Consider the following 13,603-nt stretch of genomic DNA (forward strand, 5'->3'; position numbering starts at 1 on the left):
GGATGTGGAAGGCGCTGTCCGCGCGCGATTGGGATCAGGTGAAGACGTTCCTCTCGGACGACTGCATCTACCTCGACGTGCCCGTCGGCCCGTCCGCGGCGGCGCGCGGACCCGAGGACATCGTCAAGCGGCTGAAGATCGGCCTGGAGCCGCTGGCGTCCTACGAGAACTTCACCGGGCTGCTGGTCGACAACGGCACCGACGCGATGTACGAACACAGCGAGGAATGGCACTGGCCCACAGGTGAATCCGCTGTCCTGAAGTTCGTCTCGGTGCACAAGGTGGTCGACGGCAAGATCACGCTGTGGAAGGACTACTGGGACATGGGCGCGCTGGCCAACAACGCCCCGCCGACCTGGATGGAGGACTTCGCGAACGCCGACATGAGTTGGGTGTTCGACGCGACCGGCCTGGTGTGAGACACCGAGGCCCCGCCGACTCATACGCTCCAGGCCAGCCGGAACCTTTCGGCCAGTTCGTCGGGCGCCATGTCGCCGTAGGTGGCGTGCTCGTAACGGCGCACCGCGACGGTGGCGTCGACGACCTCGTCACCGAGGATCGAACGCAGCAACGACGATCGGTCCAGCCGCTCGATCGCCTCGCGGTGATCCGGTGAGAGCAGCGCGATGCCGGCCTGTTCTCGTTGCGCGTCGGTCAGGGTGGCCGGACCGACGGTCGTCTCCTGCCCCAGGGACAGCTCGCGCTCGATGCCGTCGAGCGCCAACCCCAGGATGGTGGCTGTTGCGAGATACGGGTTGGCCGACGGGTCGATCACCTTCACCTCGACGTTGGCGCCGCACGGGTTGCCCGGCCCGCCGATGAGGAAACGCACTGCGGCTTCCCGGTTCTCGGTGCCCCAGCAGACGTACGCACCCGACCAATGCCCCGGCTTCAGCCGCATGCCGGACAGCACCGAGCCGCACAGCACCCCCTGCGCCTCCGGCAGCCCGGCGATCAGCCCGGCGATCGCCGACTGGCCCTCTGGCGTCATCGAGCCGACACCGTCTCCGCCCGAGAACAGCGGGGTGTCGTCACGGGTGAGCGAAAAGTGTTGATGCGAGCCCGATCCCACACTCTCTGCGAACGGTACCGGCGACAGGCTGACCCGCAGTCCGTGCTTGCGGGCGACGCGGCCGATGATGATGCGCATGAGCACCAGTTGGTCGGCCGCGGCCAGCGGCGGCACCGGGGACAGCGAGATCTCGAACTGGTTGCGCCCGTACTCGGGGTGGAACTGCTCGATCGAAACACCTGATCCGGCTGCGGCATTGGTGACGTCACGAACGAAGCCCTCGAACTCCAGCACGCCGGCCAGCCCGTACTGAGCCCACAGGTGCGACGGCAGCCGCGCGCCGTCCGGGCCCACCAGCACGAATTCCATCTCGTGCCCGACGACCGCGTCGATGCCCGCGTCGGTGAGCCGTTCGGCCACCCTGCTGAGCGCACCGCGGCTGCAGTAGGGATCGGGCGAACCGTCCTGGTTGAAGAAAGCGCCAGGGGCCCAGGCCAATCCGTCCCCGAGGATACGAAGCGCGCCGAGGTCGATGCGGATCCGCTGATCCCCGACCACGCCGATCGCATCGCCGAACACGATGCCGGTCTGGTCGATGGCGAACACATGCCACACCGGGCTGGCGCCCAGTCCGGGATCGGCGAACGTGCTCATCCGCCGGAGCGGCACGGTCTTGGCCAGCGTGAGCCCCGCGGGGTTGACGACCGTGCCGATCAGCGTGATCACCCCGTCGGCCTCGAGTTGGGCGATCGCGGCGGCTGCGAGCGGTTTGGCGGCGCGCGATGTCATGCGCTAATTCTGCGTGCTCGCGCGGGCGGTTACAGCGTGATCTTGCAGCTTTGGCCGATGTCGAGGGTGCGCAGCATCCGGCCCATGCCCAGCCACATCGCGCACGACAGCGCCAGATCGGTGAGCAGTTCGTCGTCGAGGTGCTCGCGGCACCGCGCCCAGAAGTCCTCGTCGTCGCGCAGGCCGGTGTGGTCGTTGGCGAACCGTTCGGCGAACTCCGCGGCGAGGCGCTCCTGGGTGCTGTAACCCGGCCACGTCCGCCACTGCGCGGCATGGTCGTAGAGATCCTCGTCGACGCCGGCCGCCACCCCCTGCGAATCCCGGGTGTTCTGGCACACGACGCATTCGTTGGCCAGGGCGATGACCATCCTGGCCAACTCGCGCACGCGCATCGGCAGCCGATTCTTGGTGTAGACCGCGTTGGTGAAATTGGCCATCGCGCTCCCGATGTCGGGCGACTTGACCACCCAGGCCGCCGCGTCGTCGTCGGCGAAGTCTCCTATTCGGCTCATGGCCGAATCGTACGCGGGCGGGTGCGAAGTTGGAACACGTTCTAATACGCGGGCGGGGCCGCGGCAATCATGTCGCGGCGCCGGTCATCTCCGCCTGCTCGCGGTCCCAGTCCCGCTGAACCAGCATCCGATGCGCGATGCGCTCCAGCGCCGCCTCGCCCTGCGCTCGATCCGGCCTACCCTCGAACGCCTGCGACGCGGCCAGCTTCTCGGTGATCTCGTTGACCAACACCGAAGACGCGGTGTCCACCTGACGGGCGGTGCCGATAGATCTGGATCAGCGCCCACAGCCGCGCGACGTCGAGTTCACACCCCGGCCGGCCGGCGATGCTGCGCAGCCTGATCTCGGGCGAGTGCCGCAGCAGTCGGCCGATCGCGGACTCCAGCACCTGGTCCGGAGTGTCGGTGCCGGGCATCGCGAACCCCTCACCGAGATCCACGCCGCCGGCCTCCATCTCGTGCAGCGGCACCTCTTTGAGGGTCAGCGCGACGAGCAGGCCGATGAACGCGACCGGTGCGGCGAACAGGAACACCAATCCGAGCGAGTCGGCGTAGGCGGTGACGATCGGGGCGGCGACGTCGTGCGGCAGCTGGTGCAACACCTGCGGCGACTGCGCGGCCGCCGGCGGCGCACCGCTGACGGCGAGCGCCGCACCGATCCGACCGTCGACGAAGTTGGCGAACAGTGAGCCGAAAACCGCTGCGCCGAACCAACTTCCGATGGCCCGAAAGAAAGTCACACCGGAGGTCGCCACGCCGAGATCGTCGAAGCCGACCGTGCTCTGCACGATCAGGATGAGCACCTGCATGCACATGCCGATCCCGGTCCCGAGGACGAAGAGGTAGAGCGACTGCAAGAGCACCGAGGTGTCGGCGTCCATCCGGGACAGCAGGACAAAGCCCGCCACCATCACCGCGGTGCCCACGACCGGAAAGACCTTGTAGCGTCCGGTGCGGCCGACGACGGCGCCGCTGCCGATCGAGGTCAGGAGCAGACCGAGCACCATCGGCAGCGTGCGCAGCCCCGACTCCGTGGCCGAGACCCCGTCGACGAACTGCATGTACGTCGGCAGGAACGTCAACGCGCCCAGCATCGCGAACCCGACGATGAACGACAACACACAGCACACCGTGAAGACCGGGCTGGCGAACAGCCGGATCGGCAGGATCGGTTCGGCCGCGCGGCTTTCCACCCAGAGGAAGACGGCGAGCGCGGCCACCGAGCCGACGAACAGGCCGATGATCGTCGGAGAGCCCAAGGCGTAGGTGCTGCCGCCCCCCAACTCGTGGCCAGCGTGAGGCCCGCCGCGCCGAGGCCGACGAACACGATGCCGGCGTAGTCGATCGTGGGCCGGTCCCGGCGGCCGAGCGCGGGGATGGCGGCCGCGGCCACGAAGAGCACCACGATCCCGACCGGCACGTTGATCCAGAACGCCCACCGCCAACTGAGGTGGTCGGTGAAGTAGCCACCCAGCAGCGGGCCGATCACCGTCGTCACGCCGAAGACGGCACCCAGCGCGCCCTGATAGCGGCCGCGATCCCGCAGCGGAATGACCTCACCACCGTCGGCAGCGCGGTCGTTGCCGGGACGGCACGGGCGAAGACGCGGGTCGGCGATCAGGCGCGGGTGGTGACCGTCACAAGCTGGTCGGTGGCCGCGAGACGCACTGCGCGGCGTAGAGCTCGTCGCCCAGCTTGTCCATCAGCTGCAGCTGGGTTTCGAGATAGTCGATGTGTTCCTCTTCGCTGGCGAGGATCTTCTCCAGCAGGTTCGCGGTCGTGGCGTCTTCCTTCTCGCGGCACATGATGATCCCGGGCTTCAGCCGCGCCATCACCTCGTACTCGATCGCCAGGTCGGCCTCGAATTGTTCACGCAGATTCTGGCCGATTCGCAGAGAAAACAAACGCTGATAATTCGGCAACCCGTCGAGTATGAGGATTCGGTCGGTGATGTCTTCCGCATGATTCATTTCGTCGAATGATTCTTTGCGGGTGTATTCGGCGAGCTCGGTGAAGCCCCAATTCGCCTGCATCTTCGAATGCAGGAAATACTGGTTGATGGCCGTGAGTTCGCTTGTCAATTGCTCGTTGAGCAATTTCAGAACGTCCGGGTCGCCTTGCATCGTGGCTCCTTGGCACCTTGAGGGCTGATCAAGTGTCGCTGTCGGTCGTGCGCCACCCAATCTAGTGCACAAGCGGGCCGCTAGACAGTGTTTGAGCTTGTGGGACGCGGCATTTCGGCATTTCGGCGAGCGTTGGGCGTGCCATGGGCCGCCGAGCCGGCACAAACTCTGGACTGCCTAGGCTAAGTAAGGTTAGACTGTGCTAACCTCTTCGCGGCACGTCGAGCAGGCAGGAAAAGAGATGAGTGAGAACAATTTGCACTCGCTTATTCTCGCCTGCGACTTCCGCGTCGACGACGTCGAACGGATGTGGGATTGGCTGAAAAAGCACCGTGACGGATTGGCGTCGATAGGCGCCCACCATGTCGTGCTCTATACGTCGATTTGGGAGCCGCGACGAGTATTGGTCACGATCGGAATTCGACGGGCCGGCTCCATCCGGGAGGTTTTGCGGTCCCCCGCGATATTCGAGTGGTTCGACATCTCCGGCGCCGATGACATTCCGCCCATATTCGGCGGCGAAGTGGTGGAGAAGATCGACCTCTACCCGCCGTCCCCCGTAGATCATGTCGGGCGCGTGGTGGTCGGTGTCATGTCGTCGGTGCACGACGTCGGCGCGTTGATGGTCAAGGTGCATGACGGGCTGGACCGGTTCAAGCGTGGCGGCGTTCGCAAGATCTGGGTGTATCGGGCGCTCGACGACGGGCACGAGGTGCTGATCCTGCAGGAGATCGAGGACGAGGTCGCCGCCCGGCAGTGGCTCGACCACCCCGATGCCGCCGCCGAATGGATGTGCCAAGCGGGTTTCGGCCCGTACCCCACCCAGTTCGTGGGCAGGTTCGCCCACATCATGAGCATCGACGAGCGAAGCGGTTAGGGACGCCGATGTTTGTCTGTCTGTGCATGGGAATCACGAGCAACGACGTCGACGAGGCCGTCGCAAACGGAGCGACGACGTCCAAGCAGATCGCCGAGGCGTGTGGCGCCGGCGGTGACTGCGGGCGCTGCCGGCGCACCCTGCGCGCGATCATCGCATCCAACCATGAGGTCAACGGCTGCCCCAAGGCCGTCAACCACTAGCGCCGCGCCGCGCCTCATCGCGGATCACCGGGCTGCGCGGCGACCGGTGAAGTCCGCGAGCGCCTCGGCGTTGGCCGCGCCACCCATCAACACGGTGAAGTGTTCGATCTCCCTGGCCGTCGCGGCGGCGATCTCCGGGCGGGTCGGGGCGACGATCGTCTGTTTGACCGCCATCAGGCTTGAAATCGGTTTGTCGGCAAGGATGTTGGCGTGTCGGCGGGCCTGCGGCAACAGGTCGTCGGGTTCGCACACCTTCCACGCCAACCCCATCCGGTGCGCCTCTTCGGCGTCCACCCACTCCGATGACATCAGCAGCCACGCGGCGTTCTGCCGTCCCATCAGCCGCGGCAACAGATACGACGACGCGGCCTCCGGCGCGACCCCGAGGCTGGTGAAAGGGGTCTTCAACTTCGCGGTCGACGACATGAACACCAGGTCGGCGTAGCCGAGAATCGTTGCGCCGATACCGACTCCGACGCCGTTGACCGCGCAGATCAGCGGCTTGGGCAGGTCGGTGAGCGCGTCGATCATCGTGGAGAAGTGGCTGCCCTGCTCGTTGAAGGCGGGATCGGTGATGCGGCGCTGCATCTCGTTGAGGTCGTTGCCCGCGCTGAACGCGCGACCCGCACCGGTGAGCAGCACCACTGCCACCTCGGGATCGGCGGCGGCGTCGCGCAACGCGGTCGCGGTGGCGTGATACAGCTCTTCGTTGAAGGCGTTGAGGACCTCGGGCCGGTTCAACGTGAGGGTGCGCACCCGGTTCTCGTCGCTGATCTGCAGTGGCATCGATTGCTCGTCGGTCACCGGTCGACTGTACGACGCAGCGGATTGCCGGCAAACGGGGTGCGATAGACGTAGCGGCTCGTCGGGACGGTGTCGACGTCGCGGTTGGCGCCGAATGCCGCGGTGCTGGCAACCATCCGCTCCATCCGGTCCCGCAGGTCGTCGTCGTCGGCGGCGCCGAAGAAGGCGTGCAGGTCCGAGATGGCCTCTTCGGGGAACAGTTCCTCGACGATGGCGGCCAGCGTCGGTGCGTCCGGCGTCAGCGACCGGACGACGGCGTTCTGTGTGTAGCCGAACGTCGCCTGGGTCTCGATGGCCACCGGGGTGTGGTCGATGTGCCACCGCGCGAGCCAGGTCGCCTCGTCCATGTCGGCGGGCCGGCGCAGCAGTGCGACGTTGGCCAGGCCCGGGCTGCGCTGGCCGGGCACGGTGTCGGGCGGGGCCAGCGGAACGGACTCGGTGACCAGATAGGCGGCGACGTCCCCGGCTTCGTGCTGCAACCGCGCGACCGCGGCCCGCACCTGTTCGCCGTAGGACTGTTGCGTCCACAGCGTGACGAACGCGACCACCGGGGGCTCCATCGTCGTCAGCGTCATCAGCGAGTCCCGCACCGCGGGGTCGCGCAGGTTGATGGCAAGGCCCGGCAGGTCCATGTCGAGTAGGTCGGCCGCCACCCGGGCGCGCATTCGCGCACACCATTTTTCGTCCGCCTCGGCGCCTCGCAGCGTGATGATGACTTTCTCCACGCTGCCGAACCCTACCGTGGCTGCGGCGGCGCGCGTGGTCGGCGGCTAGGCCTCCAGCCGGTCGCGGATCTCGGCCATGCGCCGGCTCAGTTCGGTCTCGTCGATGATGCCGCGGGCGACAAGAGAATGCGCCAGCGCCACCAGCTGGCTCTCCGGGTACGGCAGGTCCGCGTACAGCGTCGCCGACAACTCGTCCTCCTCGTCGCGACGCTCCTTGAAGTCCGGAACCTCGGCGTCGCAGGCGGCGCGGTCGAGCGCGTCGCACATGCCGTCGAGGCTGGTCTTCCACGGCGGCACCGGGTTCTCCACGCCGTACTTGGCCGCCATCCGCGGCCACACCTGATTGCGGCGCACGATGTCCTGTAGCGGTGCGACCGAGCGCGACTTCTCGGCGGCGCTCATGAACTCGACGCCGGATGAATCGCGGGGCGGGTCTGGGTGATCACGTTGGTCGTCACACCGGGTTTGGGCAGCGCGACTCCGATCAGACAGTCCCGCGTGACGATCTCCGTCAACTGGTTCTCGGTCCAGTCCTCGGTGCCCTCCGGACGCATCGGCATCACCATGAACCGGTGCTTCTGATTGGAATCCTGCACCCGGATCGCGACGTCGTCGGGCAGGTACAGGCCGAATTCGGCGAGCACCTGACGTGGCCAGCGGACCAGGCGGCGCCGGTAATTCGGGGTGCGGTACCACTCGGGTGAGTTGCCGAGGATCGGGCGCGGATAGCACGAGCACAACGCGCAGACGATGACGTGGTGCACCCCGGGTGTGTCCGCGAGGATCTCGAACGCGGTGAAATCGCTTGGGGTGCCGAACCCCGTCGGCTCCATCCAGTCCACGCCGACTTCCTTGCTGGCCGCCATCGGTTCGCTCAGCGCGAGCCTCTTGAACTCGGGATCCACCCACGCCCGCGCCACCAACCGGGCCGCGGGTGTCGGGCCGATCTGCTCGGCGAACTCGGTGAAGCGGCGATGCTCCTCGGCAGTGAAGATGCCCTTCTCGATACACAATTCGCGTAGCGCGATCTCGAGCACCTCGAAGTCGGTGATCTCGTCGACCATCGGGGCGATGGTGCGTTCGTGATCGTGATCGCTCATAGGCGCCCCTTTGGCTCAGGTGGCCGACTGCAGCCAGCGTTCGGGAATCTCGGTCTGGATGGCGTCGTCTGCGGTGCCGGTGTAGCCGTCCCACAACTCCGACATGTTGAACCGCACGACGTAGAACCACTCCGGTTTCGCGTCCGGACGGTCCCAGGTCTCGTCCTCGGCGGCCGGGCTTTCGTAGGCCACCGTCGCGATCTCGCCCGTCGCGCCGCGCACGTATTCGGGCGTGCGGGTGTAGAACACGACGGGAAGTTCACGCACCACCACGGCGTCGCCGACTTTGAACTTCGGCTCCCCCGCCTGGCCGGCATAGACCTGAGGGTCGCCCTTGCCGACCGCGTGCTTGTGATGGGCGTTGCGTCTGACCTGTGACCCGTCCCCTTCGGACTTCGGCCTGGCCTCCAGCGCCCGGCCGTCGAGCCCGCCTGCGTAGCGGTCCGCGACCTCGGCCATCCGCTCGCTCAGCTCGCCGAGCGAGATGTGGTGCTTTTCCACCAGGACCCGCGCGACGGCCAGCAGCCAGCGGCCGTAGTAGGGCAACCCCAGATACTGGGCCCGCCCGACGTCGACATTGCCGATGCGGCGGCGCTCCTCCGAAAGCCAGATCCCCCGCCATGCGAGCACTTCGCAGATGACGTAGGTCATGTGCTCCCACAGTTCGTACTGCTTGTTCTCGTACTTCATCGGCGCATCCGGCTCACCGCCCACGTCGTGGACGGGTTTGAGGTACGCGGTGATGCGGCCGTGGTCCAGCAGATCGGGTGTCGGGGCGTCGGGAAGCTCGGGATACGCCGACTTCAGCCGGGCGACGAGATCCAGTTGAGCTGCGCGTTCGGCCGCTGTGCTCATCACAGTTCCTTCCGGATCGAAGCGTCGAGCCTGGCGAAGTGAGCTGAACTTTATCTTTGCTCGACGGCTCAGACCACCCGAATTGCAGACTGGCTGCGGGGTTCAGGACGGCCGATGCCCGCTGCTCAATCGGGATACCCTGTGCCACAGACTATTTGGTGTGTCCCGTTGCGCCGAATCGTTTATTGTCAGGTGCGGTGATTGCGTGACCGGTCACGCCGCCTGCGTGTGCTTCCCCGATACCGGTCGAAAAGGGTCAGAATGGGGTGGTGACCACCGGGGGCAGGATCGTCGAAGCCCTCCGGCCGACATTGCCGGACATCGGGGCGGTTGCCCGCAGCCTGCTCGGCATGGTTGCGATGGCAGCCGTGGCGCTGCTGTGGCATTCGGGCACGGCGGCGCTGTGGGCGGCCGGAGCCGCGGCCATCGCCGGGGCGATCGCCCTGCAGGACAGCCCCGGTGGCCGGGTGTCGCTGGTCGTCACCGTCTCGCTGCAGATGGGGTGCGCTGTGCTGCTCGGCACCCTGACGGGCGCGTACAACGTGTTGTTCGTCGTGGCGGTCGCCGTGTGGTGTTTCGGCGCGGGGCTGCAGTGGGCGCTGGGCGGCAACGCGGGCCTGGTCGGGGCGGCGGCCAGCGCCCTGCTCGTGGTGGCGCCGCCCATCGCCCCGTCGGTGTCGTCGGTGCTCGTGCCCACGGCGCTGACGATCGCCGCGGGTTGCCTTCAGGCGGCGCTGATCGCGGTGTGGCCGCCGCAACGGTGGCGCACTCAGCGGGAGGCGTTGTCGAACGCCTACCGGTCGTTGGCCGAGGACGCACGCCAGGTCGCGGCCGACCGGGCGGCGCCGCTTGACGCGGCGTTGTCGCCGTCGTTGCGTGACGCATTCATGGACACCCAGGCCAGCCGGCGGCCGGAGGCCTATCTCGGCGGTCACCGGCTGCCGGAGCGGATCATGGCCACGCTGCACGGCTTTCGCGGCTCGGCGGGCAAAGAGCGTGACGACGTCACCCGTGTGCTCGACTCCGCGGCGGAGGTGCTCGACGCGCTCGCCGACCACAAGCACACCGCACGCCGCGACGCCGAACACGCGCTGGTCCGCGTCGACACCGCGGTGTCGATGATCACCGGCTCCGAAGCCGCCACCGCGCAACGTCTTTCGCAACAGCTGCACGAGGCCGCAGAACTGCGCTTCCCCGACCTCTACCGGCCCGATCTGATCAACCCGATGCGCAGGGCGGTCGGCGCGGTGCGCGGGCACCTGACGCTGACATCGCCGATTCTGCGCCACGCTGTCCGGTTGTCGGCGGCCGTCACGCTGGGCATCGCCGCCGACCGCTTCGCGCCCGTCAACCACGGCTACTGGGCAGCGCTCACGGTCCTGATGGTGCTGCGTCCGGAGACCGCGCACACCTATACCCGGTGCGTCGGACGCATCGCCAGCATCGCGGCGGGCATCGTGCTGACGTCTACGATCACGCTGTTGGTGGATCCCACCGGATACGTCGCGGCGGTGTTGGCGACACTGTTCGTCGGGATCACCTACTCGGTCACCCGGTTCGGCTACATCGCCGCCAGCGCGGCGCTGGCCGGCGCCGTGGTGTTCCTGCTGGACATCGGCGCCGCGACTTCGGGCGCGACACTGGAAGACCGGTTGTTCTCGGTGGTCATCGGCGGCGGCCTGGCGGTGGTGGCCCACGTGTCGTTTCCCGACCACGCGCTGATCCGGCTCTGGCAACGGTCGGGCGAACTGCTGAAAACCGAGATCGACTACGCCGCGACCGTGATCAAGGCATTCGTCCACGAACTCGACCGTCCCGCCGATGCGGTGTCCGCGGCCTGGCAGAAGGCCTTTCGCGCCCGCGCCTCGTTCGAAGCGGCGGCCGGTGCGGCCGGGCTTGATTCACCGGAACTGCGTCGCTGGCTGCGTTCGTACCGGGCGGCGCTGAACGGTGTCACCAGTTCGTGCGCGACGCTGGAGACCAGCCTCCCGCCGCGCCCGCTCACCAACGTCACACCAGAATTCGTCGCGGCCATCGACGACTACGTCGACGCGCTGCGCGGCGCCCCACCGAGCCCGGCCGCGCCGTGGACCGTCGACCTCGCCGCCCTCACCGCGGCCAACCAGCAGGTCCGTGATCGGGCTGCCGAGCTACCGGCCGACAACGGCGCCGCCCGGGTGCTGGTCGCCGAGATCGCGACGATCACCCGCCACCTGTCGAGTATCGCTACTGTTCGCGAGCCCACTTCGGTTGGATGAACACACCCTGCGCCTCCACGGTGACACCGTCTTCGTCAGCCAAATGCCCTGCGGCATAAGTCTTGACGCCCTCGCTGTGGGTGACCTTCGCCTCGGCGTGTAGCCGGCCCAGCCGGGTGGTGCGCAGATAGCGCAGGGTAATGGTGCCGGTGAAGCGTGGATTCACCCCGTCGCTGGCCGCCTCACCGAGCAGATGGTCGAGCACGAGCGCCGCGATGCCGCCGTGCACGTGGCCCGGCGGTCCCTCGTAGGCCGCACCCATGTCGAAATCGGCGTGCACCCGCCCGTCGGCGTCGCGGTGAACGACCAGCGGCGGCGCGACCGGATTGCGGATCCCGATCACCGGGTTGCCCCACGGCATGCGGTCGCCGCCGGTGGTGTAGCGGACACCGAACGGGCCGTCGCTCTGCTGGGCACGCAGCCGCGCGGTCGCCGCATCGATCTGGGCCTTGACCGCCGACACCGTCTCGGCGTCGACCTCGGTGCGGATTGTCGCGTCGACAAGCTCTCGCACGGACTGTGCGAGCGGTTCATGGACCGCGCGCATCTGCGCGACCTCGGCCGCGGACACGTCACCGATGTGGGTGAACTCCACCATGGGAGCACTAGAACACGTTCTAGCGCAGCTTGTCGAATCAGCGTGCCGCCGCTGCGTGGCGGAATTATCGTGCCTTATGACCGTCGCCGACCTCGAGCCCTACTACGACTTGGGCCGCTATCACCGACGCATCGACACGCCCGCGCCGGAGGCACAGGTGTGGTTCGACCGGGGCATGGTGTGGGCCTACGCGTTCAACCACGAAGAGGCCATCAGGTGTTTCGAGCGCGCGCTGCGGTTCGATCCTGACCTGGCGGTCGCACGCTGGGGCATCGCCTACTCGGTCGGGCCCAACTACAACAAGGGGTGGGACGCCTTCGACCCCGTCGACAAGGCGACGTCGTTGGCCAGGGCCAGAACCGAGCTCGAGCTGGCCACCGGTGGGCGGGCCTCAGAAGTCGAACGCGGCCTGATCGACGCGCTGCGGAAGCGGTTCTCGATCGACGATCCCGACGACCTCGAGGCGCTGAGCGCCGCGGGTGAGGCCTACGCCGCCGCGATGGACGCTCTCTGCGCAGCCCATCCCGACGACGTCGACGTGGCGGCGCTGACCGCCGACGCCCTGGTCAACGTGACGGCGTGGGCGCTGTGGGACACTCGCACCGGCGAACCGGCCCCGGGATCGCGGGTGCTGCAGGCCAAACAGATCCTCGAGCGCGCGCTCGCCGGCACGGCGGGACGCGAGCACCCCGGGATCCTGCACCTGTACCTACACACCATGGAGATGTCGGCTCGCCCGCAGGACGCGTTGCCGGCCGCCGACCTACTGCGCGACCTGGTGCCCGACGCGGGCCATCTGCTGCACATGCCCAGCCACATCGACGTGCTGTGCGGAAACTACCGGGACGCGGTTGTCGCGAACACGGTCGCCGCGCGGGTGGATCGGCGGTTCGTCGAACGGGAGGGGCCGCTCAACTTCTACTCGCTCTACCGCGCCCACAACCTGCACTTCATCGTGTATTCGGCGATGCTGGAGGGCAATTCGCGCGCCGCCTTCGCCGCCGCCGACGAACTGGCCGCGCAGCTGACCCCGGAACTGCTGCGCATCGAGTCGCCGCCGATGGCCGACTGGCTCGAGGCGTTCGTGCCGTTGGGGGTCCATGCGCTGGTCCGCTTTGGTCGCTGGGATGAGCTGATCGCCCACCCGCTGCCGCAGGACCTGGATCTGTACTGCTCCACCGCGGCGACCATCCACTACGGCCGCGGGGTGGCGCACGCGGCGAGGGGCAACCTGGCCGAGGCGCGCGCCGAGCAGGACGCGTTCGCCCGCGCCTATGCCCGCATCCCCGACACCCGGTACCTGTTCAACAACACCGTGATCGACATCCTGGCGATCGCCGCCGAGATGCTCGCCGGCGAGATCGCCTACCGGGAGGGCAGATTCGACGAGGCGTTCACCCGTCTCGAGGCCGCGATCGCGCTCGACGACGCCCTCCCCTACGACGAGCCGTGGGGCTGGATGCAGCCGACCCGGCACGCGTACGGCGCTCTGCTGCTCGAGCAGGGCCACGTCGAGCAGGCCGCCCGGGTGTACGCCGCCGACCTCGGACTCGACGACACGCTGCCGCGACCCTGCCAGCACCCCAACAACGTGTGGAGCCTGCACGGCTACCACGAATGCCTGCAGCGGCTGGGCCGAACCGGCGAGGCGACGATCATCGGCCGCCAGTCGGCGCTGGCCTTGGCGCGCGCAGACGTGCAGATCGCGGCTTCGTGCGCGTGCCGACTGGAGGTCTTCGCCCCGTAG

Annotated in this window: 14 protein-coding genes and 1 pseudogene; 5 read left to right on the forward strand and 10 right to left on the reverse strand. The window is 67.8% G+C overall.

The window, feature by feature from the left end; translation table 11 throughout:
• Window positions 1-2: 2 nt before the first annotated feature.
• On the forward strand, window positions 3-419 hold the full coding sequence (locus MELE44368_RS05945) for a nuclear transport factor 2 family protein (RefSeq protein WP_206613701.1): 417 nt from the start codon (window positions 3-5) through the stop codon (window positions 417-419).
• 20 nt (window positions 420-439) lie between these two features.
• Here MELE44368_RS05945 and MELE44368_RS05950 read toward each other — a convergent pair whose 3' ends face one another.
• The 4 genes and pseudogenes from MELE44368_RS05950 to bfr form a co-directional block, all read right to left on the reverse strand.
• Entirely contained in the window at window positions 440-1,801 is a 1,362-nt protein-coding gene (locus MELE44368_RS05950) for a type I glutamate--ammonia ligase (RefSeq protein WP_128107660.1), read from the reverse strand.
• 29 nt (window positions 1,802-1,830) lie between these two features.
• A complete protein-coding gene (locus MELE44368_RS05955) occupies window positions 1,831-2,313 on the reverse strand; it encodes a carboxymuconolactone decarboxylase family protein (protein ID WP_128107661.1) in 483 nt (160 codons plus the stop codon).
• 67 nt (window positions 2,314-2,380) lie between these two features.
• Window positions 2,381-3,874: pseudogene (locus tag MELE44368_RS05960) on the reverse strand (MFS transporter); the annotation flags it as partial.
• 76 nt (window positions 3,875-3,950) lie between these two features.
• Complete coding sequence (gene bfr / locus MELE44368_RS05965; protein WP_128107662.1) at window positions 3,951-4,436, reverse strand: bacterioferritin; 486 nt, start codon at window positions 4,434-4,436, stop codon at window positions 3,951-3,953.
• A gap of 241 nt (window positions 4,437-4,677) precedes the next feature.
• On the opposite strand from bfr, the gene MELE44368_RS05970 reads away from it, so the two are divergent.
• Both MELE44368_RS05970 and MELE44368_RS05975 read left to right on the forward strand, forming a co-directional pair.
• Window positions 4,678-5,313: a fatty-acid--CoA ligase gene (locus MELE44368_RS05970; protein ID WP_128107663.1), complete on the forward strand. Its 636-nt coding sequence runs from the start codon at window positions 4,678-4,680 to the stop codon at window positions 5,311-5,313.
• 8 nt (window positions 5,314-5,321) lie between these two features.
• Entirely contained in the window at window positions 5,322-5,516 is a 195-nt protein-coding gene (locus MELE44368_RS05975; protein WP_128107664.1) for a (2Fe-2S)-binding protein, read from the forward strand.
• Between the two features lie 24 nt (window positions 5,517-5,540).
• Here the strand turns inward: MELE44368_RS05975 and MELE44368_RS05980 are convergent, their stop codons facing one another.
• From MELE44368_RS05980 to MELE44368_RS06000, 5 genes are read right to left on the reverse strand one after another with little or no spacing between them, the layout of a single operon-like run.
• Window positions 5,541-6,302, reverse strand: a complete 762-nt coding sequence (locus tag MELE44368_RS05980; RefSeq protein ID WP_128107742.1) for an enoyl-CoA hydratase/isomerase family protein — start codon at window positions 6,300-6,302, stop codon at window positions 5,541-5,543.
• A 14-nt stretch (window positions 6,303-6,316) separates the two neighbouring features.
• Window positions 6,317-7,045, reverse strand: a complete 729-nt coding sequence (locus MELE44368_RS05985) for an EthD domain-containing protein (protein ID WP_128107665.1) — start codon at window positions 7,043-7,045, stop codon at window positions 6,317-6,319.
• A 45-nt stretch (window positions 7,046-7,090) separates the two neighbouring features.
• A complete protein-coding gene (locus MELE44368_RS05990; protein ID WP_128107666.1) occupies window positions 7,091-7,447 on the reverse strand; it encodes a thiocyanate hydrolase in 357 nt (118 codons plus the stop codon).
• The gene (scnC, locus tag MELE44368_RS05995) at window positions 7,444-8,145 is read right to left on the reverse strand and encodes a thiocyanate hydrolase subunit gamma (protein ID WP_128107667.1); all 702 of its coding nucleotides are present in this window, start codon (window positions 8,143-8,145) and stop codon (window positions 7,444-7,446) included. The genes MELE44368_RS05990 and scnC overlap by 4 nt, the downstream gene beginning before the upstream one ends.
• A 15-nt stretch (window positions 8,146-8,160) precedes the next feature.
• Entirely contained in the window at window positions 8,161-9,000 is an 840-nt protein-coding gene (locus MELE44368_RS06000) for an SH3-like domain-containing protein (protein ID WP_128107668.1), read from the reverse strand.
• Window positions 9,001-9,269: 269 nt separating this feature from the next.
• On the opposite strand from MELE44368_RS06000, the gene MELE44368_RS06005 reads away from it, so the two are divergent.
• The gene (locus MELE44368_RS06005; protein WP_128107669.1) at window positions 9,270-11,258 is read left to right on the forward strand and encodes an FUSC family protein; all 1,989 of its coding nucleotides are present in this window, start codon (window positions 9,270-9,272) and stop codon (window positions 11,256-11,258) included.
• Here the strand turns inward: MELE44368_RS06005 and MELE44368_RS06010 are convergent.
• Complete coding sequence (locus MELE44368_RS06010; protein ID WP_128107670.1) at window positions 11,227-11,856, reverse strand: PaaI family thioesterase; 630 nt, start codon at window positions 11,854-11,856, stop codon at window positions 11,227-11,229. The genes MELE44368_RS06005 and MELE44368_RS06010 overlap by 32 nt on opposite strands.
• Window positions 11,857-11,932: 76 nt before the next feature.
• Between MELE44368_RS06010 and MELE44368_RS06015 the strand changes: the two genes are divergently transcribed.
• Window positions 11,933-13,603 (forward strand): tetratricopeptide repeat protein, encoded by a 1,671-nt coding sequence (locus tag MELE44368_RS06015; RefSeq protein ID WP_128107671.1) that lies wholly within the window; start codon window positions 11,933-11,935, stop codon window positions 13,601-13,603.

Origin of the sequence: Mycolicibacterium elephantis DSM 44368 (assembly GCF_004014805.1) — a bacterium.
GTDB lineage: Bacteria > Actinomycetota > Actinomycetes > Mycobacteriales > Mycobacteriaceae > Mycobacterium > Mycobacterium elephantis.